This is a genomic window from Streptomyces sp. CA-288835, from assembly GCF_050936385.1.
Taxonomy (GTDB): Bacteria; Actinomycetota; Actinomycetes; order Streptomycetales; family Streptomycetaceae; genus Streptomyces.
Genome location: NZ_JBNJMW010000001.1, coordinates 7,960,360 through 7,982,115, shown reverse-complemented (window position 1 = coordinate 7,982,115; position 21,756 = coordinate 7,960,360). Strand labels below are relative to the sequence as shown.

At 69.1% G+C, this 21,756-nt stretch carries 16 protein-coding genes; 6 read left to right on the top strand and 10 right to left on the bottom strand.

Annotated features, from left to right (window positions below; genetic code table 11):
- Positions 1-138: 138 nt before the first annotated feature.
- From whiA to uvrC, 4 genes are read right to left on the bottom strand one after another with little or no spacing between them, the layout of a single operon-like run.
- Positions 139-1,128: a DNA-binding protein WhiA gene (whiA, locus tag ACQEVY_RS35990; protein WP_328772433.1), complete on the bottom strand. Its 990-nt coding sequence runs from the start codon at positions 1,126-1,128 to the stop codon at positions 139-141.
- Positions 1,119-2,186 carry a gluconeogenesis factor YvcK family protein gene (locus ACQEVY_RS35985; protein WP_432953669.1) on the bottom strand — a complete coding sequence of 356 codons (1,068 nt, stop codon included), beginning with the start codon at positions 2,184-2,186 and terminating at the stop codon, positions 1,119-1,121. Before ACQEVY_RS35985 ends, whiA begins: the two co-directional genes overlap by 10 nt.
- Positions 2,183-3,265, bottom strand: a complete 1,083-nt coding sequence (gene rapZ, locus ACQEVY_RS35980) for an RNase adapter RapZ (protein ID WP_432953668.1) — start codon at positions 3,263-3,265, stop codon at positions 2,183-2,185. The genes ACQEVY_RS35985 and rapZ overlap by 4 nt, the downstream gene beginning before the upstream one ends.
- Complete coding sequence (gene uvrC / locus ACQEVY_RS35975) at positions 3,262-5,307, bottom strand: excinuclease ABC subunit UvrC (protein WP_432953667.1); 2,046 nt, start codon at positions 5,305-5,307, stop codon at positions 3,262-3,264. The genes rapZ and uvrC overlap by 4 nt, the downstream gene beginning before the upstream one ends.
- Positions 5,308-5,599: 292 nt before the next feature.
- Between uvrC and ACQEVY_RS35970 the strand changes: the two genes are divergently transcribed.
- The 3 genes from ACQEVY_RS35970 to ACQEVY_RS35960 all read left to right on the top strand — a co-directional run bounded on the left by ACQEVY_RS35970 (position 5,600) and on the right by ACQEVY_RS35960 (position 8,656).
- Entirely contained in the window at positions 5,600-6,547 is a 948-nt protein-coding gene (locus tag ACQEVY_RS35970) for a hypothetical protein (protein ID WP_432953665.1), read from the top strand.
- Between the two features lie 169 nt (positions 6,548-6,716).
- The gene (locus ACQEVY_RS35965; RefSeq protein WP_432953664.1) at positions 6,717-7,748 is read left to right on the top strand and encodes a LacI family DNA-binding transcriptional regulator; all 1,032 of its coding nucleotides are present in this window, start codon (positions 6,717-6,719) and stop codon (positions 7,746-7,748) included.
- Positions 7,745-8,656 carry a carbohydrate kinase family protein gene (locus ACQEVY_RS35960; RefSeq protein ID WP_432953662.1) on the top strand — a complete coding sequence of 304 codons (912 nt, stop codon included), beginning with the start codon at positions 7,745-7,747 and terminating at the stop codon, positions 8,654-8,656. Before ACQEVY_RS35965 ends, ACQEVY_RS35960 begins: the two co-directional genes overlap by 4 nt.
- Positions 8,657-8,791: 135 nt before the next feature.
- On the opposite strand, the gene uvrA is transcribed toward ACQEVY_RS35960, so the two are convergent.
- On the bottom strand, positions 8,792-11,719 hold the full coding sequence (gene uvrA / locus ACQEVY_RS35955) for an excinuclease ABC subunit UvrA (RefSeq protein WP_432953660.1): 2,928 nt from the start codon (positions 11,717-11,719) through the stop codon (positions 8,792-8,794).
- Positions 11,720-11,942: 223 nt separating this feature from the next.
- Here uvrA and ACQEVY_RS35950 point away from each other — a divergent pair, with 223 nt between their 5' ends.
- Positions 11,943-12,629: a maleylpyruvate isomerase family mycothiol-dependent enzyme gene (locus tag ACQEVY_RS35950; protein ID WP_432953658.1), complete on the top strand. Its 687-nt coding sequence runs from the start codon at positions 11,943-11,945 to the stop codon at positions 12,627-12,629.
- Positions 12,630-12,639: 10 nt separating this feature from the next.
- Positions 12,640-13,296, top strand: coding sequence for an MBL fold metallo-hydrolase (locus ACQEVY_RS35945; protein WP_432953657.1), 657 nt, complete (start codon positions 12,640-12,642; stop codon positions 13,294-13,296).
- Positions 13,297-13,666: 370 nt separating this feature from the next.
- On the opposite strand, the gene aroQ is transcribed toward ACQEVY_RS35945, so the two are convergent.
- Positions 13,667-14,140, bottom strand: coding sequence for a type II 3-dehydroquinate dehydratase (gene aroQ / locus ACQEVY_RS35940; RefSeq protein ID WP_165342586.1), 474 nt, complete (start codon positions 14,138-14,140; stop codon positions 13,667-13,669).
- A gap of 126 nt (positions 14,141-14,266) precedes the next feature.
- On the opposite strand from aroQ, the gene ACQEVY_RS35935 reads away from it, so the two are divergent.
- The gene (locus ACQEVY_RS35935; protein ID WP_432953655.1) at positions 14,267-15,313 is read left to right on the top strand and encodes a S66 family peptidase; all 1,047 of its coding nucleotides are present in this window, start codon (positions 14,267-14,269) and stop codon (positions 15,311-15,313) included.
- A gap of 209 nt (positions 15,314-15,522) precedes the next feature.
- Here the strand turns inward: ACQEVY_RS35935 and ACQEVY_RS35930 are convergent, their stop codons facing one another.
- The 4 genes from ACQEVY_RS35930 to uvrB all read right to left on the bottom strand — a co-directional run bounded on the left by ACQEVY_RS35930 (position 15,523) and on the right by uvrB (position 21,718).
- The gene (locus tag ACQEVY_RS35930; RefSeq protein ID WP_432953653.1) at positions 15,523-16,524 is read right to left on the bottom strand and encodes a TerC family protein; all 1,002 of its coding nucleotides are present in this window, start codon (positions 16,522-16,524) and stop codon (positions 15,523-15,525) included.
- Positions 16,525-16,844: 320 nt separating this feature from the next.
- Positions 16,845-18,824 carry a TerD family protein gene (locus tag ACQEVY_RS35925; protein WP_432953652.1) on the bottom strand — a complete coding sequence of 660 codons (1,980 nt, stop codon included), beginning with the start codon at positions 18,822-18,824 and terminating at the stop codon, positions 16,845-16,847.
- Positions 18,825-18,860: 36 nt separating this feature from the next.
- Positions 18,861-19,439: a TerD family protein gene (locus tag ACQEVY_RS35920; RefSeq protein WP_151478427.1), complete on the bottom strand. Its 579-nt coding sequence runs from the start codon at positions 19,437-19,439 to the stop codon at positions 18,861-18,863.
- Positions 19,440-19,579: 140 nt separating this feature from the next.
- Positions 19,580-21,718, bottom strand: a complete 2,139-nt coding sequence (gene uvrB, locus ACQEVY_RS35915; protein WP_432953650.1) for an excinuclease ABC subunit UvrB — start codon at positions 21,716-21,718, stop codon at positions 19,580-19,582.
- Positions 21,719-21,756 lie beyond the last annotated feature (38 nt).

Sequence of the window (21,756 nt, the reverse complement as noted above, 5' to 3'; positions counted from 1 at the left end):
CCTACCTCCCTGAGGCCCCCAGAGTGACATCCGAGTGCCCATACACGGCACCGCGGTCCGTACCCACCAGTAGGGGTACGGACCGCCCGGGCATCGACCCCCGTAGGGGCGTAGGGAGTTGCGTCGGCGGCCGCGCTGTCAGCCCACGAGATTGTCGGCCAGTTCCTCGGAGATGCTGGACTCCGTCCCCGGAATGCCCAGGTCCTGGGCCCGCTTGTCGGCCATGGCGAGCAGTCTGCGGATACGGCCCGCGACGGCGTCCTTGGTCAGCGGCGGGTCGGCGAGCGCGCCCAGCTCCTCCAGGGAGGCCTGCTTGTGCTCCATGCGCAGCCGTCCGGCGGCGGCGAGGTGCTCGGGGACCTCGTCACCAAGGATCTCCAGGGCGCGCTGCACGCGGGCTCCGGCGGCGACGGCGGCGCGGGCGGAGCGGCGCAGGTTGGCGTCGTCGAAGTTGGCGAGGCGGTTCGCCGTGGCGCGCACCTCGCGGCGCATCCGGCGTTCCTCCCAGGCCAGTACGGCCTCGTGGGCACCGAGCCGCGTCAGCAGGGCGCTGATCGCGTCACCGTCACGGACGACCACCTTGTCAACGCCGCGCGCCTCACGGGCCTTGCTGGCGATCTGCAGTCGCCGGGCGGCGCCGACGAGCGCGAGCGCGGCCTCGGGTCCCGGGCAGGTCACCTCCAGGGAGGAGGAGCGGCCCGGCTCGGTCAGCGAGCCGTGCGCCAGGAACGCCCCGCGCCAGGCCGCCTCGGCGTCACAGGTGGCGCCCGAGACCACTTGCGGGGGCAGCCCGCGGATCGGCCGGCCCCGGCCGTCGACGAGCCCGGTCTGACGGGCCAGCTGGTCGCCACCGGCCACCACACGGACGACATAGCGGGAGCCGCGGCGCAGGCCCCCGGGAGCCATCACGATCAGCTCGGAGCTGTGGCCGAAGATCTCCAGGACATCCCGTTTCAGGCGGCGCGCCGCCATCGCGGTGTCCAGCTCCGCCTCGATCACGATGCGGCCGCTCACCAGGTGGAGGCCGCCGGCGAACCGCAGAAGGGAGGAGACCTCCGCCTTTCTGCAGCAGGTCCGGGTGACGGGGAGCCGGGAGATCTCATCCTTCACCGCTGCCGTCATCGCCATGGGCCGATCCTTCCATGCATCCGAAAAATACGGTCGTACGCGGCGGCCAACAGCTCCGGATCGTGCCTCGGAGTTCCGTCGGGGCGGGCCACCGGCGCCAGCTCGACCGCGGCCCCGAACCGCTGGGCGGCTTCGGTGAGTAAATCGCGGTCGGGCACGGCGGCCTCGTCGGCCAGTACCACGTCCAGGGCGAGTTTAGGGGCGTGTCGTCCCAAAACCTCCAAATGACGCTGCGGGGAGAAGCCTTCGGTTTCTCCCGGCTGCGGGGCGAGGTTCAGGGAGAGCACCCGGCGCGCCTTCGTCTCCGTAAGTGCGTCGAGTAGATCGGGCACAAGGAGATGCGGGATCACCGAGGAGAACCAGGAGCCGGGGCCGAGGACCACCCAGTCCGCGTCGAGGACCGCCGCGACGGCCTCGGGGACGGCGGGCGGGTCGTGCGGCACCAGGTGCACGGACTGCACTTCGCCGGTCGTCAGGGCGACGTTGGCCTGGCCGCGCACCGTCTCGATGCCCTCGGGCCGCTCCGGATCGTGGCCCTTGACGAGCGCCTGGAGCTCCAGGGGTACGGCGGACATGGGCAGCACGCGTCCCTGCGCGCCCAGGAGCTTGCCGACCAGGTCGAGGGCCTGCACATGGTCGCCGAGCTGCTCCCAGAGGGCGACGATCAGCAGATTGCCGACCGCGTGCTCGTGCAGCTCACCCTTTGACTGGAAGCGGTGCTGGATGACGCGGGCCCAGGTCTGGCCCCAGTCGTCGTCGCCGCACAGCGCGGCGAGGGCCTTGCGCAGGTCGCCGGGCGGGAGCACACCGAGCTCGTCCCGGAGGCGGCCGCTCGAGCCCCCGTCGTCGGCGACCGTGACGACCGCGGTGAGGTCGCCGGTGATGCGGCGCAGGGCGGCGAGCGAGGCGGACAGGCCCATGCCGCCGCCGAGCGCGACGACCTTGGGCTGCGCGCCGCGGCGGCGCGGCTTGCCGCCGCGCGCCTCGGCGGGCTTACCGCCCTGCCCTTCGGTGCCGACCCGGCGCAGCCTGCGCAGTCGCAGAGAACGACCCGTCATTCGCGGCCCATGTCCCGGTGGACGACGACCGTCTCCACTCCCTCGGACACCAGACGGGCGGCGAGCTTCTCCGACATCGCGACGGAGCGGTGCTTGCCTCCGGTGCAGCCGACGGCGATGGTCACATAGCGCTTGCCCTCGCGGCGGTAGCCGGCCTGGATGAGGCGCAGCAGCTCGGCGTACCGGTCGAGGAACTCCTTGGCTCCGGGCTGGTTGAAGACGTACGCCGCGACCTCTTCATTGAGCCCGGTGTACTGGCGCAGCTCCGGAACCCAGTGCGGATTGGGCAGGAACCGCATGTCCACGACCAGGTCGGCGTCGACCGGCAGGCCGTACTTGAAGCCGAAGGACATGACCGTGGCCCGCAGCTCGGGCTCCTCCTCTCCGGCGAACTGGGCGTCCATCTTGGCGCGCAGCTCGTGCACGTTCAGGCTGGAGGTGTCGATCACCAGGTCGGCGTCGCCGCGCAGTTCGCGCAGCAGCTCGCGTTCGGCGGCGATGCCGTCGACGATGCGGCCGTCGCCCTGGAGGGGGTGCGGGCGGCGCACGGACTCGAAGCGGCGCACCAAGGCGTCGTCGGAGGACTCCAGGAAGACGATCCGCCGGGTGACGCTCTTTGACTCCAGGTCGGCGAGGGACTCACGGAGGTTGTCGAAGAAGCGGCGGCCCCGTACGTCGACGACGACCGCGATCCTGGCGACGTTGCCCTGCGAACGGGCGCCGAGTTCCACCATGGTGGGGATCAGCGCGGGCGGCAGGTTGTCGACGACGAACCAGCCGAGGTCCTCCAGACACTTGGCGGCGGTCGACCGGCCCGCGCCGGACATACCGGAGATGATCACCAGCTCGGGGATGGCCGCTTCAGGGACCCCGGCTGTTTCGATGCCCGTACTCACTTGTGCTCCGTCTTGCCGGCCCGCTTCGGGCGCTTGCTCGCCCGATTGCTTGCCCGCTTGCTCGCTCGCTTCGGACGGCGAGTGATCTTCGCTCGCCGTCTTCGGCGGTTTCTTGTGTTCCGCCGTGCGCCCGGCTTCCTGTTCGGCTGTGCGCTCGGTGTCCTGCTCGTCCTGCTCGTTCATGGTTCCTGCCCCCGTCGCTCGTTCGAGGATCCCGCGGACACGGGCTCCTGAGCGGAACCCGCCGTCGTCCCGGGTGCCGCTTCTTCCTCGTCTTCCATGATCTCTCCAGTCGCCGTGTTCACGGCGGGTGCGGCCGGGGTCGCCTCGGCGAGGGCCACGGCGATCACCTCGGCCGTCTTGCGGCCTATGCCGGGGACCTCGCAGATCTGCTCGATGGTCGCGGATCGCAGCTTCTTCACCGAACCGAAGTGCTTGATCAGCGCCTGTTTACGCGTCTCGCCGAGACCCGGCACATCGTCCAGCGGGCTCGCCCTGAAGCGCTTGGCCCGCTTGGTGCGCTGGTAGTTGATCGCGAAGCGGTGCGCTTCGTCGCGTACACGCTGAAGAAGATAGAGCCCTTCGCTGGTGCGTGGCAGCACCACCGGGTCGTCATCTCCGGGCAGCCAGACCTCTTCGAGGCGCTTGGCGAGGCCGCACACGGCGATGTCGTCGATACCGAGCTCGTCCAGGGCCTTCTGGGCGGCCGCGACCTGAGGCTGTCCGCCGTCGACGACGACCAGCTGCGGCGGGTACGCGAACCGCTTGGGCCGCCCGTCCTCCTCGGTGAGCGTGTTCTCCCCGTCCGCCCACTCGCCGGTCTTCTCCTTTTCGGCGAGGTAGCGCTTGAAGCGGCGGGTGATTACCTCATGCATGGAGCGGACGTCGTCCTGCCCCGCGAAGCCCTTGATCTGGAAACGGCGGTACTCGCTCTTGCGCTGAAGGCCGTCCTCGAAGACCACCATGGAGGCCACCACGTCATCCCCCTGGAGGTGCGAGATGTCGTAGCACTCGATGCGCAGGGGCGCGCTGTCCAGGTCGAGGGCCTCGGCAATCTCCTCCAGGGCGCGCGAGCGGGTCGTGAGGTCGGAGGCGCGCTTGGTCTTGTGCAGCCCGAGCGCCTGGAGCGCGTTGCGCTGCACGGTCTCCATAAGGGCCTTCTTGTCACCGCGCTGTGGGATGCGCAACGAGACATTGGAACCCCGGCGCGTGGTGAGCCACTCCTGGACGGGCTCGACGGGATCGGGCAGTGCCGGGACGAGCACCTCCTTGGGCACGGAGTCGCCGGTCTCCTCGCCGTACAACTGCTGGAGGGCGTGCTCGACGAGATCCCCGGTGGTGACGGCCTCCACCTTGTCCGTCACCCAGCCCCGCTGGCCGCGCACCCGTCCGCCCCGTACGTGGAAGATCTGCACGGCGGCTTCCAGCTCGTCCTCGGCGACCGCCATCAGATCGGCGTCGGTCGCGTCGGCGAGCACGACCGCGTTCTTCTCCATGGCCTTCTTGAGGGCGTCGATGTCGTCGCGGAGGCGGGCCGCCCGCTCGTACTCCATCTCCTCGGCCGCGTCCGTCATCTGCCGCTCCAGACGACGGATGTACGTCCCTGTGCGGCCGGCCATGAAGTCGCAGAATTCCTCGGCGAGTTCACGATGGTCCTCGGCGGAGATCCGCTCCACACAAGGGGCCGAGCACTTGCCGATATAGCCGAGCAGACAGGGGCGGCCGGTGCGCTCGGCGTTCTTGAAGACGCCGGCGGAGCAGGTGCGGACGGAGAAGACCCGCAGCAGGAGGTCCACGGTGTCGCGGATCGCCCACGCATGCCCGTACGGGCCGAAGTAGCGCACGCCCTTGCGTTTCTGGCCCCGCATCACCTGCACGCGCGGGAACCGCTCGTTCATCGTCACCGCGAGGTACGGGTAGCTCTTGTCGTCGCGGTACTTGACGTTGAACCGGGGGTCGTACTCCTTGATCCAGGAGTACTCCAGCTGCAGCGCCTCGACCTCCGTGGACACCACCGTCCACTCCACCGACGCGGCCGTCGTCACCATGGTGCGCGTACGCGGATGGAGGCCCGCCAGGTCCTGGAAGTAGTTCGCCAGGCGCTGGCGCAGGCTCTTTGCCTTCCCGACGTAGATCACCCGGCGGTGCTCGTCGCGAAACCGGTAGACCCCCGGCGAGTCGGGGATCTGCCCCGGCTTGGGGCGGTAGCTGGAGGGGTCGGCCATGTCTCACACCCTACTGGCGAGGTGTGACACCGCGACGGGCCTGTGGATGAAGCCTCGGCGCCCTTGTGGACAGTGCCACTGGGGCTTGATCCGGGGCGGAACAACGCCCCTGAAGCAGGCCGCAGGCCTTCCTCCAGGGGCGCGGGGGCTGTATCAATGTGCGGCTCCGCCGAGGGCGCGACCAGTCGCAGGCGGCCCGCAGCTTCGAACCAGTTGTCGAGCCGTGATCAACCCGCTTCAATGCGGGGTGACTTGGGGCCACAACCCTCGGCATTCACAGAAGGGCTCCTGCATGCGGCACGGCACAGAGCACGCGGACGTCGCCACGGCCGAACTGGAGACCGCCCTGCAAGGCGGCCCCTTTCACGTCGCCCTGCGCGCCGCGATCGCCGCCCGCGGACTGCCGCTGCAGCGCGTCCAGCACCATCTGTCGCGATACGGGGTCAAGGTCGGCGTGACGAGCCTGAGCTACTGGCAGCAGGGCGCCCGCCGCCCACAGCGCCCGGAGTCTCTGCGGGCCGTACGCGCCCTGGAGGAGATACTCCAGCTGCCCGACGAGTCGCTCGTACGACTGCTCGCCCAGGCCGAGGAGCACCCTGGTCAGGCACGTCCCGGGGCCCGTTCGTACCGCGCCTTGGTGGAGGCCTCCGGCGCCCTGGAGAAGCTGCTCGCCGAGTTGGGAGCGTCGCTCGACAGTGGACTGCACCTGCTCGGCCAGCACGAGCGGGTGCGGATCGGTTCGCGCCGGGAGCTGTCGGGGCGCGACTCGCAGCACATCGTGCGCGCCCACAAGGACGGCATCGACCGCTATGTGGCCGTCCACCACGGCGACCCTGGGTGCGCGCCGGAGCGCATGGTGGTGCACGCCCTGGAGAACTGCCGTACAGGGCGCGTGCGTTGGCACCACGACACCGGGGTGCTCGTGGCGGAGCTGCTCTTCGACAACCGGCTGCGGATCGGCGACACCTGTCTGTTCCGCTACGGCGTCGAGGACGGCACGGCCGGCGCGTCCAGCGAGTACGTGCGCGACTTCGGCTCTCCGGGCGGGCAGTACGCCCTGGAGGTGCGGTTCGCCGATGACGCACTGCCTGTGCGCTGCAACCGGTTCACCCAGCACTCGGCGGCGGCGCCGCGCAGCGGCCGTCAGGAACTGACGCTCAGCGAGCGCCATCTGTCGGTTCACATGGTCGAGCCGCGGGTGCGGTCGGGGATCGTGGGGATCGGGTGGGACTGGGAGTGATCGGCTGAGGCGGGGCTGAGGCGGGGCTGGGGCGCTGGGGCGCTGGCGGGACGTAAACGCTTACGTAATCGCTTGCGCAAGCGTTTACGTCTGCCCGTCCCGTGGGGTACGGTCCCGTCCAGAGCGTGCCCGGCCGGTGGGCTGGGGCGCGGGTGGGAGGAGGAACCCCATGGCGACCATGGTCGACGTGGCCCGCAGCGCGGGCGTATCCGTCGCGACGGTCTCGCACGTCCTCAACAACACCCGTACCGTGCGGCCGGCCACCCGCCAAGCAGTGCTCGATGCCATCGACGAGCTCGGCTACACGCCCAACTCGCTGGCGAGATCCCTGGTCACGGCGCGTACCCGGTCCATCGGGCTCGCGGTGTCGGCGATCAGCAATCCGTACTTCACAGAGATCCTGCAGGGCGTCGAAGCCGGAGCCCTGGAGCAGGGGTACAGCCTGCTGATCGCGGACCCGCACGACGATCCGGCGCACGAGCGCAAGGTGGTCCAACTGCTGCACGAGCGGCGGGTTGACGGCATGATCGTGGCGCCGTCGGTGCAGCCGGACGAGCTCATCGGCTACCTCGGGCGGCATGACGTACCGACGGTGTTCCTGGACCGGCTGGTCGACGAGGCTGCGACGCCCGGCTTCACGTTCGACCAGGTCTGCGCGGAGAACACCGAGCCCGTCAGGCAGCTGGTCACCCACCTCGCCGAGCTGGGCCACAAGAGGATCGGTCTGGTCGGCGGCCTGCCGGGGCTCAGCACCACGAGCGAGCGGATCTCGGGGTACCGGCACGGGCTCGCGTACGCGGGGCTCCCGTACGACGAACGTCTCGTCGTCTCCGGCAGCTCGGAGGCGGAGGGCGCCGAACGCGCGACCGGGGACCTGCTGTCCCTCCCGGCACCGCCGACGGCACTCGTCACCGCGAACAACACCATGACCATCGGCGCACTGCGAGCCCTGCGCGAGCGGGGTCTGTCGGTGCCCGACGACGTGGCCCTGTGCTGTTTCGACGACTTCTCCTGGGCGGACCTCTTCTCGCCCCGGCTCACCGTGATCTCCCAGCCCAGCAAGGAGATCGGGGCCCAGGCCGTACGGCTGCTCCTGGAGCGGCTGGCCTCCCCCGACCGTCCGGGCCGTACGCTCCGGCTGCCCTCCACCTTCGTTCACCGCACCTCGTGCGGCTGCCCCGAGAAAGGACCCGACTCGTGATCGTCGTCGCCGGTGAGGCCCTGATCGACCTGGTGCCGCAGGAGGCGGGCGCGCTCGCGGGACTGGATCCGCGCCGCGGCGGCGGCCCGTACAACACGGCGGTGGCTCTGGGCCGTCTCGGCTCGCCGGCCGCCTTCTGCTCCCGGGTGTCGTCCGATGCCTTCGGCGAGGCCCTGCTCGACGGGCTGCGCGAGGCGAATGTCGACGTGTCGTCCGTGCAGCGGGGCACGGAGCCGACGACGCTCGCCGTCGCGTCGATCGGCTCAGACGGCTCGGCCCGTTACTCGTTCTACGTCGAAGGCACGGCGGACCGGCTGTTCTCGGCTCCGGACCAACTCCCGCCCGGGACAAGGGCGGTGTCCTTCGGCACCTGTTCGCTGATCCTGGAGCCGGGCGCGAGCGCGTACGAGGAGCTGATGCGGGTCGCGTCCGCGCAGGGCGTGTTCACCGCGCTCGACCCGAACATCCGCTCCGTGCTGATCGCCGACGCGGACGCCTATCGGGCTCGGTTCAAGAGCTGGCTGCCCTCGGTGTCGCTGCTCAAGCTGTCCGAGGAGGACGCGGACTGGCTCGGCGGCACCCCGCGCGAATGGCTGGCGTCGGGCCCGGCGGCCGTCGTGGTCACGCACGGCGGTGACGGTCTGACCGTCTTCACCCGCGACGGCGCGGACCACTCCGTGCCGGGTGAACGGGTCGACGTGGTGGACACGATCGGTGCCGGCGACACGGTGAACGCGGCGCTGCTGCACGGCCTCGCCCGCCGCGACGCCCTGTCCGCGGCAGCGCTGGCAGACCTGGGCGCCGACGGCTGGAGCGAGCTGCTGCGCTATGCGGCACGCGCAGCGGCGATCACCTGCTCACGAGCGGGCGCGGAACCGCCGTACGCCCATGAGGTGGACGGCTTCTAGCGGGCTTGTCTGACGGCTGCGGGTTCATTGTGGCCGGCGGTTCCGCAGCGCCCCTTCAGGGGCGCGGGGCTGTGACATATGCGGCTCCGCCGCGGGGCGCGAGCAACCACAGCCAACCCGCAGCCGTCGAACCGCCTAACCAGCGGAGCGCGCCGTCGCCTTCCTGCGGCTCACAGCCTTCTTTGATGGTGCCTTCGCCGAACCCGCAGCGTCGCTGATCTTCTCCGGCTGCAGGATCTCGCGCAGGAACTTGCCGGTGTGGCTGGCCGGTACCCCCGCGACCTGCTCGGGCGTGCCCTCGGCGATGACGAGGCCGCCTCCGCTGCCGCCCTCGGGGCCCATGTCGACGACCCAGTCCGCAGTCTTGATGACATCGAGATTGTGCTCGATGACGATGACCGTGTTGCCCTTGTCGACCAGGTCCGAGAGGACCGAGATCAGCTTGCTGATGTCCTCGAAGTGCAGACCGGTGGTCGGCTCGTCCAGTACGTAGACCGTGCGTCCCGTCGACCGCTTCTGGAGTTCGGAGGCCAGTTTCACGCGCTGGGCCTCGCCTCCGGAGAGGGTCGGCGCGGGCTGGCCGAGGCGGACATAGCCGAGACCGACGTCGTTGAGGGTTCTCAGGTGTCGGGCGATCGCGGGCACGGCCTCGAAGAAGCTGTGGGCCTCCTCGATGGGCATGTCCAGGACCTCGGAGATGGACTTGCCCTTGTAGTGGACCTCCAGGGTCTCCCGGTTGTAGCGCGCCCCGTGGCAGACCTCGCAGGGGACATACACGTCCGGCAGGAAGTTCATCTCGATCTTGATGGTGCCGTCACCGGAGCAGTTCTCGCAGCGGCCGCCCTTGACGTTGAAGGAGAAGCGCCCCGGCATATAGCCGCGGACCTTCGCCTCGGTCGTCTCGGCGAACAGCTTGCGGACGTGGTCGAAGACTCCGGTGTACGTCGCCGGGTTCGACCGGGGCGTACGGCCGATGGGCGACTGGTCGACGTGTACGACCTTGTCGACGAGGTCGTCTCCGTCCACGCGCGTGTGCCGCCCGGGAACGTTCCGGGCGCCGTTCAGCTCGCGGGCCAGGTGGGTGTAGAGGATGTCGTTGACGAGCGTCGACTTTCCGGAGCCCGAGACGCCCGTGACGGCCGTGAGGACGCCCAGGGGGAAGGACACGTCGATGTCCTGGAGGTTGTTCTCGCGGGCGCCGTGCACGGTGAGTTTGCGGACCGGGTCGGCGGGGCGGCGGATCTCCGGGAGCGCGATCTCCTTCTTGCGCGCCAGATACTGCCCGGTCACTGACTCCGGGTTGGCCAGCAGCTCCTTCAGGGGGCCGCTGTGCACGACCTTGCCGCCGTGCTCCCCCGCGCCGGGGCCGATGTCCACGATCCAGTCGGCGACCTTGATCGTGTCCTCGTCGTGTTCGACGACGATGAGTGTGTTGCCCATGTCCCGCAGCCGGACCAGGGTCTCGATGAGGCGGTGGTTGTCGCGCTGGTGCAGGCCGATGGAGGGCTCGTCCAGCACGTACAGAACGCCTACGAGCCCGGAGCCGATCTGGGTGGCCAGGCGGATGCGCTGGGCCTCGCCGCCGGAGAGGGTGCCGGCCGCGCGGTTCAGCGAGAGGTAGTCGAGGCCTACGTCGACGAGGAACCGCAGCCGTTCGTTGACCTCCTTCAGGACGCGCTCGGCGATCTTCTTGTCGCGCGCGTTGAGCTTCATCTCGCCCAGGAATTCCGCGCAGTCGCTGATGGACATCGCGGAGACTTCGGCGATCGACTTGCCCAGGATGGTGACCGCGAGGATGAGGGGCTTCAGGCGTGTGCCCTCACAGGTGGGGCAGTGCACCTCGCGCATATAGCCCTCGAAGCGCTCGCGGCTCGCGTCGCTCTCGGCCTCGCTGTGCCGCCGCTTCACAAAGGGAACGGCCCCTTCGAAGGGCGTGGTGTAGACGCGCTCGCGCCCATAGCGGTTTCTGTACCGCACTTCGATCTGCGTCTTGTGCCCGTGCAGGAGGGCCTTTTTGGCGCGCTGCGGGAGGCCCGCGAAGGGGATGTCGGTCCGGAATCCCAACGCGTTGGCGAGGGCTCCGATCAGCCGCCCGAAGTAGTCCTTGGTGTGCCCGTGGGACCAGGGGTGGATGGCTCCCTCGTCGAGGGACTTCTCCTCGTCGGGGACGATCAGCTCGGGGTCGACCTCCATGCGCGTACCGATACCCGTGCACTCCGGGCAGGCGCCGAAGGGCGAGTTGAAGGAGAAGGAGCGGGGCTCCAACTCCTCGAAGGACAGGTCGTCGTACGGGCAGTAGAGGTGCTCCGAGTACATGCGCTCGCGCTCGGGGTCGTCCTGAGGGAGGTCGACGAAGTCGAGTACGACCATGCCGCCGGACAGGCCGAGCGCGGTCTCCACGGAGTCCGTGAGGCGGCGCTTGGCGCCCTCCTTCACCGTGAGGCGGTCGACGACCACCTCGATGGTGTGCTTCTCCTGCTTCTTCAGCTTCGGCGGTTCGGAGAGCTGGATCGTCTCTCCGTCGACCCGGGCGCGGCTGTAACCCTTGGTCTGGAGATCACCGAAGAGGTCGACGAACTCGCCCTTGCGCTCACGCACCAGGGGCGACAGGACCTGGAAACGGCTCCCTTCGGGCAGCTCCAAGACCCTGTCCACGATCGCCTGTGGCGACTGGCGCGAGATGGGGCGGCCGCACTCAGGGCAGTGCGGCTTGCCGATGCGCGCGAAGAGCAGGCGGAGGTAGTCGTAGACCTCGGTGATGGTGCCGACCGTCGAGCGCGGGTTGCGCGAGGTCGACTTCTGGTCGATGGAGACAGCCGGCGACAGTCCCTCGATGAAGTCGACATCCGGCTTGTCCATCTGCCCGAGGAACTGCCGGGCGTACGAGGACAGCGACTCGACGTACCTCCGCTGTCCTTCGGCGAAGATCGTGTCGAACGCGAGCGAGGACTTGCCCGACCCGGACAGACCCGTGAAGACGATGAGCGAGTCGCGCGGGAGGTCGAGCGAGACGTTCTTGAGGTTGTGCTCGCGCGCCCCACGGACGATGAGACGGTCGGCCACGCCGGTCCGCACCTTTCTTGAGAGAAGTGACAGGGGCGGGGCCCCCGTCTTTTTTCAGACTAGGGGGAGCCACTGACAGCGCCGGTTGGTTTCCCTGGTTGGTAACAATCCCGGGCCATCCAGCATGCCCGACGCCGCGCCTGAGCCTATAGCACGCGCATTCGATTTGCAGGGGCGGTCCGCCACCTTCACCCGAACGTGTTGCGAGGCTAGGGTCGTTGCCATGAACGATCATGTGCGCGACCTGGCGTCAGTACGTGACGCGACCGAACGGCTGCTCACCGCAGCGGCCAAACTCGACGATGCCTCCGTGGCCGAGCCGTCCCGGCTGCCCGGCTGGAGCCGCGGCCACATCCTGGCTCACCTCGCCCGCAACGCGGACGCGCTCGTGAACGTCCTCGAAGGGCGCCCCATGTACGCCTCGGCCGACGCCCGCGACACCGACATCGAGCGGGACGCGCCCAGGCCGCTGGACGTCCAGCTCGCCGACGTACGCGAGAGCGCGGCCCGCTTCCAGGCGACGGGCGCCGCGCCTGCGGACTGGTCCCGCACGGTGCTGCTGCGCAACGGCGTCACTGACGCGGCATCCCGGGTGCCGTTCCGGCGGTGGGTCGAGGTGGAGCTGCATCACGTCGATCTGGGGATCGGGTACGAGCTGGAGGATCTGCCGGAGGAGTTCACTGAACGGGAGATCGGCTTCCTCGCCGAACGCTTCACCGGGCATCCCGAAGTGCCGCCCACACGCGTCACGGACGGCACGCGCGCGTGGAGCACGGGAAGAGTGGCGACCGAGCCGGAGATCACCGTCACAGGGCGCCAGGCGGACCTCCTCGGCTGGCTCTGCGGCCGCCGCGACGGATCCGTGCTGACCACCGAAGGCGGACCGCTCCCCGCACTCCCCCCGCTATAGGCTGAACAACATGACGTACAGCGGAGCGGTGAAGGTCGGCGGCCCTGCGGATGTGCACGAGTTGCAGGACCTGATGATCTCCAAGGTCGCGGTCGGCCCGATGGACAACAACGCCTATCTGCTGCGCTGCCGGGCCACCGACGAACAGCTGCTGATCGACGCGGCCAACGACGCCGGGACACTGCTCACGCTGATTGGAGCCGACGGCATCGCGTCCGTGGTCACCACTCATCGGCACGGCGACCACTGGCAGGCACTCGCGGAGGTCGTCGCGGCCACGGGCGCGCGTACGCACGCGGGTCGGGACGACGCGGAGGGCATTCCCGTACCGACCGACGTCCTGGTCGACGACGGCGACACGATCCGGGTGGGGCGCGTGGAGCTGACCGCGCGCCACCTGGTGGGACACACGCCCGGCTCGATCGCGCTCGTCTACGACGATCCGCATGGGCATCCCCATGTCTTCACGGGTGACTGTCTTTTCCCCGGTGGCGTCGGCAACACCCGTAAGGATCCAAAGGCGTTCGTCAGCCTGATCCACGATGTGGAGACGAAGATCTTCGACGTGCTGCCGGACGAGACATGGGTCTACCCGGGGCACGGCAACGACACCACGTTGGGCGCGGAGCGGCCGCATCTGCCGGAATGGCACGCTCGGGGCTGGTGAACTGCCCGGCTTCGGCAGTGAGTTGGTGATCCGGTTGTTCGTCGGGCGCGGCTTGGCGCTGGCGACTCGTCCACCGGGGACGCGCGTGTCGCGGGCGCGCGCCGTCGCGCGCCCCGTGTGAACCGAGCGCACACGCCGGTGTCACGCACGCGCTCCCGGCGCACGTGGCGGCGCGGTCCACTGGAGGCAGCCCGCGCAGGAAGACGGCTCCTGAGCGGAGGGGCAGCCGGCCACCCGATCCCCGCCCTCGGGCCGGCGGCCCACCACGGTGGCGGCCGGTCGACGTCCGGCGGCCGGCCACCACCGTGGCGTCACGGGAACACCTGCGGCTGGCTCTCGAGAACCGGGCCCGCCCTGTGCGGCCCAGGCGTCAGGCTTCCGCCCGACCCGCTCCCACCAGCGCCGCGACCCGTTCGACCCCGAACACATAACCCTGCACGCCACAGCCCGCGATGACCCCGTCGGCACGAAGCGAAACATACGAGTGGTGCCGGAACTCCTCACGCTTGTGGATGTTGGAGATGTGGACCTCCAACACGGGCATGTCGTCACAGGTGTTGAGGGCGTCCAGGATCGCGACGGAGGTGTGCGAGTAGGCGCCGGGATTGATCACGATGCCGGCATGGTTCCGACGGGCCACGTGGATCCAGTCGACCAACTCGCCCTCGTGGTTGGACTGTCGGAAGTCCACCGTGCCGCCGTACGTGGCCGCCGCCTTGGCGCACATCACCTCGATGTCGGCGAGTGTGTCCGAGCCGTAGATCTCCGGCTGGCGCTGCCCCAGGAGGTTGAGGTTGGGGCCGTTGAGGATCATGATCGGGGCGGTGGCGAGGGTGCGGGGCACTGCTCCTCCGGTTCTGTCGGCTGGTCGGTCGCCCGAGGGAGCCTTTCAGCTCTGCTGCTCGGGTCTGCTGCTCGGACTCGGTTTATCACGGTGCGCCGAAGCGGTGACGGCTCGTACGCTCCGGTCATGACGCCACCGACCTATCCGCCCAAGCCGTCGCCCGGCGACCGCATCGCCGTCATCTCGCCGTCCGCGGGGCTCCCCGGTCTCTTCCCGCTCCCCTACGAACTGGGCCTGGAGCGGCTGCGCAAGGAGTACGGCCTCGAACCGGTCGAGTACCCGACGACCCGCATGATGGGCGCGACACCTCGCGCGCGGGCCGACGACATCCACGCGGCGTTCGCCGATCCGACGGTCAAGGCGGTCTTCGCGTCGATCGGCGGCGACGACCAGATCACCGTACTTCCGCTGCTGGACCGGGAGTTGATCCGCGCGAACCCAAAGCCGTTCTTCGGCATGAGCGACAACACGAACCTGCTGATGTTCCTGCGCAACACGGGCATCGTCGGCTATCACGGCGCGCCGGTGATGACCGCGCTGGGCCGCCCGGTCGCCATGGACCCCTTGACGGCGGAGTCGCTGCGGGCGGCGCTGTTCACGTCGGGCGAGTACGAGTTGAAACCCGCCGACCGCTGGAACGACGTCAACCGTGACTGGGCGGACCCTGCGACCTTCGACGCCGAACCGGAGATGCTGCCTGGCACCGGATGGACGTGGGTGAACCCCGACCGGGTGGTGGAGGGCCGCAGTTGGGGCGGCTGTCTGGAGATCGTCGGCTGGCTGCTGATGGCCGACCGGGAGATCCCGCGCGATCTCTCTGAGTTCGACGGCGGAGTGCTGCTCATGGAGACGTCGGAGGAGATGCCGAGCGGCGAGGAAGTCTTCCGCACCCTGCGGAACATGGGCGAACGCGGGCTGCTCCAGCGCTTCTCCGCGCTTCTGATGGGCCGGGCCAAGGCCTGGTCCTTTGAGCGTCCCAATAGCCCTGAGGAGGGCGCCCGTTACGCCACCGAACAGCGTGAGGCCGTCCTGCGCGCCCTGCGCGTGTACGCCCCCGACATGACGATCGTCTTCGACGTGGACTTCGGTCACACCGATCCGCAACTGGTCGTCCCCTACGGGGGCTTGGTCCGCGTGGACGGCCCGGCCCGGCGCATCACGGTCACGTACTGATCGGAGGCCGAGCCTCCGCCCGCGCGGCGGCTCGCGGCGGCCGCCTCAGCGCACGTCGCCCTCTGGGAGGGGCGGATGCAGGACGGAAGCGAGCACCGGGAGCGGCCGTCGGCAGGGCGCCGAACTTCGCTCCCGGCGCCAAGTGGCCTCGGGGCAGTGATGCACGCCCCGAGGCCGCTTAGTTGTCGCTGCTTTCAACGCCGTCAGGCTCAGGCCTCGATGCTGTCCTTCGGAGTGCCTTCGGTCTCCTTCTGGGCCGCCTCGGCCGCCGCCTGCTTCTTGGAGGCCATCAGGCTGGTGATCGTGGTGATGATCAGGACCGCGCAGATCACACCGAGCGAGACCGGTATGGAGATCTCGGGGACGTGGACGCCGGACTCGTGCAGCGCGTGCAGCACGAGCTTGACGCCGATGAAGCCGAGGATGACCGACAGACCGTACGACAGGTGGACCAGCTTCTTCAGCAGGCCGCCGATCAGGAAGTACAGCTGCCTGAGGCCCATCAGCGCGAACGCGTTGGCCGTGAACACGATGTACGGGTCCTGGGTCAGGCCGAAGATCGCCGGGATCGAGTCGAGCGCGAAGAGCACGTCCGTCATACCAATGGCGAGCATCACGACCAGCATCGGCGTCATGACCCGCTTGCCGTTCTGCTGGATCCACAGCTTGGTGCCGTGGTAGCGGTCGGCGACCCCGAAGCGCTTCTCGACGGCCTTGAGGAGCTTGTTCTCCTCCCACTCCTCCTCGGGCTCGTCGGCCCTGGCCTCCTGGATCAGCTTCCAGGCGGTGTAGATGAGGAACGCGCCGAATATGTAGAACACCCACGAGAAGCTCGCGATGATCGCGGCGCCCGCTGCGATGAAGATCGCCCGGAGCACGAGGGCTATCAGCACGCCGACGAGCAGGACCCGCTGCTGGTACTGCGAGGGCACCGAGAACTTCGCCATGATCAGGACGAAGACGAAGAGGTTGTCGACGCTCAGCGATTTCTCGGTGATGAAGCCGGCGAAGAACTCTCCGGCGGGCTGGCCGCCCGAGAAGACGAGCAGACCGAGTCCGAAGAGCACGGCAAGGACGATCCAGACGACCGTCCAGATCCCGGCTTCCTTGATCGATACGTCGTGGGGTTTGCGGCCGATGAAGAAGTCGACCGCGATGAGGGCGGCAAGGCCCACGATGGTCAGGACCCAAAGGGTCGTCGAAACATCCACTGCGCCTCCGGCAGTACGTAACGGCAAATGTCAGCGTCGTCGCTGCCGGAGGTCTCTTCCACCCGGGGCTCCTGGGACGCAATGAGCGCCTGTTGCCTTCGGGCCGACGCCCCGGGATCTGGCCAGATCCGTATTGACGGGTACGCCGCAGTAGGTAGGGAGTACTCCCCTCCGCACGAAGAACAGTACCCCAATCACCAAGGATTGGTAAAGAGATTGGCAAAGGAAAGGACAAATGCACTGGTCAGACGGCTTGACCAAGGCTTGGGACGACACGCGGCACTGAGCGTGACCCGTCAGGCGACGGACTCCGCGGAGCGTCAGCGGTTCCAGGTGCGGCGGGCCTCCGCGACCTGAGTGAGGACGTGATGGAGCACCTGACTGCCGGGCGGTACGAGCGAGGGCTCGTACGTCCACGCATGCCCGACCCAGGGGTCGGCGAGGTGGTCGTCGGGCACGGGGGTGAGGCGCAGAAGCGAGCGCCAGAGCGGGTCGAGCAGCGGTCCGTACGCGGCGGCGTCCTCCCGGTCGGCCACCAGCATGAGGTGGACGCCGACGGCCGGTCCCTCGTCCGCGAGGTAGCGCAGCTGGGTCACCGCACGGTCGTCGAAACCGTGCGGGAAGTCATTGACGATCAGCAGCTGCTCGGCCGTGTCGAGGTCGGGCGGCAGTGAGTCGGCCGCGCCTGCGCGGATCGCCATCTGCACGAGGTCGACGCGCTGGGTGAGCCTGGCCAGGACATCGGTGACACCTGCGGCGCCGACGGCGGGCGGGCTGTGGAGCACACCGGTCTGGACGAGCGGGGCGAGCGACGAGGCGCCGGAACCCGCCGGGTCGATGACGTGCACCGTGTACTCGCCCGCCGGGTACACGGCGAGCAGCCGGGCGGCAAGCGCCACCGCTGTGTCCACGGCGAGGCGGCGCAGTTCATCGGAGTCGGCGAGCGAGCCGTCGAGGGATCCGGCACGGCCGCTGTCGATCCACAGGCCACGCTCCAGCGGCAGCCGCACCAGCATCGGGATGCTCAGGCCGGAACTCTCGGGCAGCTGGAGGTCGCCGAGGCGCAGGGCCATGGGGATCTCCATCGGTACGCGGTATCCCTGCCAGACGGGGTTGTCCCAGCGCGCGAACGCCGGGGGCAGCGCGGGCTCGACGACTTCGGCTTCGGCGCTGAGCTGGGCGAGGTCACGGTCGAGCGCGGCCCTGGCCTGGTCGACGAGCTGGGAATGCTTGGCGCGGGCCGTCTCACGCGCGGCGTCCGCCTGTCCGCCTATGCGGCTGCGCGGGTCGGACAGGACCTTGTCGAGCTCCTGTTCCATACGTGAGTCGGCGAAGTCGACGGCGCTGCGATAGGCGGCCGTGGTGCGGGCCAAGTCCTCGAACATGCCCCACACCTGGTTGTAGAGCCGCTCCTCCATGGACCAGCCGGTCGCGTCGCCCGCGACGGGCTGCGCGGGCTGTCCGGGCTGGGCCGGTGGCGCGGTCGGCGGGGGTGACGGAGGCGCGGCGGCCTGCCGGGCGGGGTGGCTGTAGTTGACCGGACCACCGCTTCCTGGCATGGAAGGCTGCGTGGCGGCGGCCGGATCCGGCTGAGCGGGTCCTCCGGAGTAGCCGGCCTGCTGCGATATGTGCCCGGCGGCGCCCTGAGGGGTGGGGCCGCCCTGGTCGGGGCCCAGCGCGGATGCCGCGGTGTGCCGGGAGCGGTCGCCGTCGGCCGTGCGCGGCGGAGACGCGGCCACCGAGCGTGCCAGGCCGCGGGCCACCGCTTCGTTGATGTCGTTCGCGAGTTGGGGTGCCTGGGGCAGCCCTTGGTCGGTGAGGAGTTCGGCGAGGCCTCCCGCGTACCCCTGGCCGACCGCGCGCACCTTCCAGGCACCCTGCCTGCGGTACAGCTCAAGAGCGACGACGGCCGTCTCGGCGTCGAGGCCCGTGATCGTGTAGCTGGCGATCTCGGTCCCGTCGAGTCCGGTGACCGCCACGAAGGGGGCGGCGACGGAGCCGAACCGGGCCGGGCCTCCGACTCCGGTCGGCAGTGCGAGGAGCACACTGACCCGGTGCACGGCCTCGGGGAGGGCGTCCAGGTCGAAGGCGAGACGGTGGTCGGCCGCCGCCTGCTTGGAGACCTCCAGGCCGGGCAGTGTGGGCGATCCGGGATGGGCCACCCACTCGACGCCCTGCACCTTGCCCTTCTCGTCGCTGAGCGTGGCCCCCGCCACGATCGGCTTCCCGGCGGACACCCGGACCTCGAGTCGGGCTTGGGGCAGCGGATGGTTCTGTCCCCGCACCAGCTCGGCCGTCATCGCCTTCTCCCCCTCGTTTCGTCTGCGCCGGGCTGTCTAGAGGTGCGGCAGGATCGCGGGCATCAGGTCCTGGAACGTACGGCCGTTGGCCGGCGTACCCAGTGCGGTCATCTGCCATCCGGTGCCCGCGCGGTGCACCTTCGCCATGATCTGCGCCGTGTACTGGCCGCCGCCCGCGAGTGTGTAGCGGGCGAGCTCCTGGCCGTTGGTCTCGTCGACCAGCCGGCAGAACGCGTCCTGTACCTCCTGGAACGTCTGCCCCGTGAAGGAGTTCACGGTGAAGACGATCTGGTCGATGTGGACCGGGATGCGTGCGAGGTCGACGAGGATGGCCTCGTCGTCGCCGCCCTGGCCGACACCGCCGACGAGGTTGTCCCCGGTGTGGCGCACGGAGCCGTCGTCGCTGACGAGGTGACGGAAGAACACCACGTCGACCGGCTGCTTGTCCGCGAAGAGCACGGCCGAGGCGTCGAGGTCGATCTCCCGGGTGCGCGAGCCGAACAGGCCGCGACGCGGGGCCGCCTGCCAGCCGAGCCCCATGCGCACCGCGGTCAGGGTGCCTCCGTCGTTCTTCTGCAGACTGATGGCCTGACCCTTGGTCATGTTGACCGTCACGCGCTGTTCCCCTCTCGAACGTCCCCTGTTGCCGCAGAAACCTGCGGTTGACCAGCAACCCTACGCAGGGGCACTGACAGTGCCGAAGCCTGCCCCACACTTTGTGTCGGTCTTGCAACACAGCGCGCCATCCGCGGTGGTCAGGCGATGCCCGCCTCCTTCATCTGGCGTAGTTCCTTCTTCATCTCCGAGACCTCGTCGCGCAGCCGGGCGGCGATCTCGAACTGCAGGTCCGCGGCCGCCGCGCGCATCCGCTCCGTCATCTCCTCGATCTGCGCGGCGAGTTCGGCGGCGGGGCGGTCGGTGGGCACGGTCTCCTTGGCCTTGCCCTTGGCGGTCTTGGCTCCCTTGGCGGCCTGCGAACCGAGCGCGGGCACCGGGGCCTTGGCTCCCTTGCCGTCCTTCAGGTTGCGATAGCCCGTGCCAAGCAGCTGCTCCGTGTCGACGTCCTCGCGGGCGATCTGCGCAACGATGTCGTTGATCTTCTTTCGGAGGGGCTGCGGGTCGATGCCCCTCTCCTTGTTGTACGCGACCTGCTTCTCCCGGCGGCGGTTGGTCTCCTCGATGGCCTTCTCCATCGCTGGGGTGATCCTGTCGGCGTACATGTGGACCTGGCCGGAGACGTTGCGCGCCGCGCGGCCGATGGTCTGGATCAGTGAGGTGCCAGAGCGCAGGAAGCCCTCCTTGTCGGCGTCGAGGATCGCCACCAGGGAGACCTCGGGCAGGTCGAGGCCCTCCCTCAGGAGGTTGATGCCGACCAGGACGTCGAACTCTCCGGCACGCAGTTCCCGCAGCAGTTCGACTCGGCGCAGCGTGTCGACGTCGCTGTGCAAGTAGCGCACCTGGATGCCCAGTTCGAGGAAGTAGTCGGTGAGGTCCTCGGCCATCTTCTTGGTGAGTGTGGTGACCAGGACCCGCTCGTCCTTCTCGGTGCGCTTGCGGATCTCGTGCACCAGGTCGTCGATCTGGCCCTCGGTGGGCTTGACCACGACCTCCGGGTCGACGAGGCCGGTGGGGCGGATGATCTGCTCGACATGGCCGTCGGAGCGGGAGAGTTCGTACTGTCCCGGCGTTGCCGACAGGTAGACGGTCTGTCCGATGCGCTCCTGGAACTCCTCCCACTTCAGGGGGCGGTTGTCCAGGGCGGAGGGCAGCCGGAAGCCGTGGTCGACGAGCGTGCGCTTACGGGAGGCGTCGCCTTCGTACATGGCACCGATCTGCGGCACGGTGACGTGCGACTCGTCGATGACCAGCATGAAGTCGTCCGGGAAGTAGTCGAGGAGGGTGTTGGGCGGGGAGCCGGGCTCGCGGTCGTCGAAGTGCATCGAGTAGTTCTCGACGCCGGAGCAGGAGCCGATCTGGCGGAGCATCTCCAGGTCGTACGTCGTGCGCATGCGCAGCCGCTGGGCCTCCAGGAGCTTGCCCTGCTTCTCCAACTCGGCGAGGCGCTCCTCGAGTTCCTTCTCGATGCCGTTGACGGCCTTTTCCATGCGCTCCGGGCCCGCCACGTAGTGGGATGCCGGGAAGACGTACAGCTGCTCGTCGTCGCTGATGACCTCGCCGGTGAGCGGATGCAGCGTGGAGAGGGCCTCGATCTCGTCGCCGAACATCTCGATGCGGACGGCCAGTTCCTCGTAGACCGGGAAGATCTCGATGGTGTCGCCGCGGACCCGGAAGGTGCCCCGGGCGAAGGCCATGTCGTTACGCGTGTACTGGATGTCGACGAAGCGGCGCAGCAGCTGATCCCGGTCGATCTCGTCGCCGATCTTGAGGGCGACCATGCGGTCGACGTACTCCTGCGGTGTGCCGAGGCCGTAGATGCAGGAGACCGAGGCGACCACGACGACATCACGGCGGGTGAGCAGCGAGTTGGTCGCGGAGTGGCGCAGGCGCTCGACCTCCTCGTTGATCGAGGAGTCCTTCTCGATGTAGGTGTCCGACTGCGGGACGTATGCCTCGGGCTGGTAGTAGTCGTAGTACGAGACGAAGTATTCGACCGCGTTGTTCGGCAGGAGCTCTCGGAACTCGTTGGCCAGCTGGGCGGCCAGGGTCTTGTTCGGCGCCATCACGAGGGTGGGGCGCTGGAGCTTCTCGATCATCCACGCGGTGGTCGCGGACTTGCCGGTGCCGGTCGCGCCAAGAAGGACTACGTCCTTCTCACCTGCGCGAATGCGCCGCTCAAGCTCGGCGATGGCAGCGGGCTGGTCGCCGCTGGGCGAGTAGGGGCTGACGACCTCGAAGGGCGCCACCGTGCGTTCGATCTTGGATACGGGCCGCATGGAATCCACCGTACGACTCCGCACTGACAACCGGGTCG

What these genes read in the sequence shown, in the direction of transcription:
- rapZ (WP_432953668.1), bottom strand. Translation starts at nt 3,265, where the DNA reads ATGAACGAGCAGGACGAGCAGGACACCGAGCGCACAGCCGAACAGGAA.
- uvrC (WP_432953667.1), bottom strand. Translation starts at nt 5,307, where the DNA reads ATGGCCGACCCCTCCAGCTACCGCCCCAAGCCGGGGCAGATCCCCGAC.
- ACQEVY_RS35970 (WP_432953665.1), top strand. Translation starts at nt 5,600, where the DNA reads ATGCGGCACGGCACAGAGCACGCGGACGTCGCCACGGCCGAACTGGAG.
- whiA (WP_328772433.1), bottom strand. Translation starts at nt 1,128, where the DNA reads ATGGCGATGACGGCAGCGGTGAAGGATGAGATCTCCCGGCTCCCCGTC.
- ACQEVY_RS35950 (WP_432953658.1), top strand. Translation starts at nt 11,943, where the DNA reads ATGAACGATCATGTGCGCGACCTGGCGTCAGTACGTGACGCGACCGAA.
- ACQEVY_RS35985 (WP_432953669.1), bottom strand. Translation starts at nt 2,186, where the DNA reads ATGACGGGTCGTTCTCTGCGACTGCGCAGGCTGCGCCGGGTCGGCACC.
- ACQEVY_RS35925 (WP_432953652.1), bottom strand. Translation starts at nt 18,824, where the DNA reads ATGACGGCCGAGCTGGTGCGGGGACAGAACCATCCGCTGCCCCAAGCC.
- uvrB (WP_432953650.1), bottom strand. Translation starts at nt 21,718, where the DNA reads ATGCGGCCCGTATCCAAGATCGAACGCACGGTGGCGCCCTTCGAGGTC.
- ACQEVY_RS35935 (WP_432953655.1), top strand. Translation starts at nt 14,267, where the DNA reads ATGACGCCACCGACCTATCCGCCCAAGCCGTCGCCCGGCGACCGCATC.
- ACQEVY_RS35965 (WP_432953664.1), top strand. Translation starts at nt 6,717, where the DNA reads ATGGCGACCATGGTCGACGTGGCCCGCAGCGCGGGCGTATCCGTCGCG.
- ACQEVY_RS35945 (WP_432953657.1), top strand. Translation starts at nt 12,640, where the DNA reads ATGACGTACAGCGGAGCGGTGAAGGTCGGCGGCCCTGCGGATGTGCAC.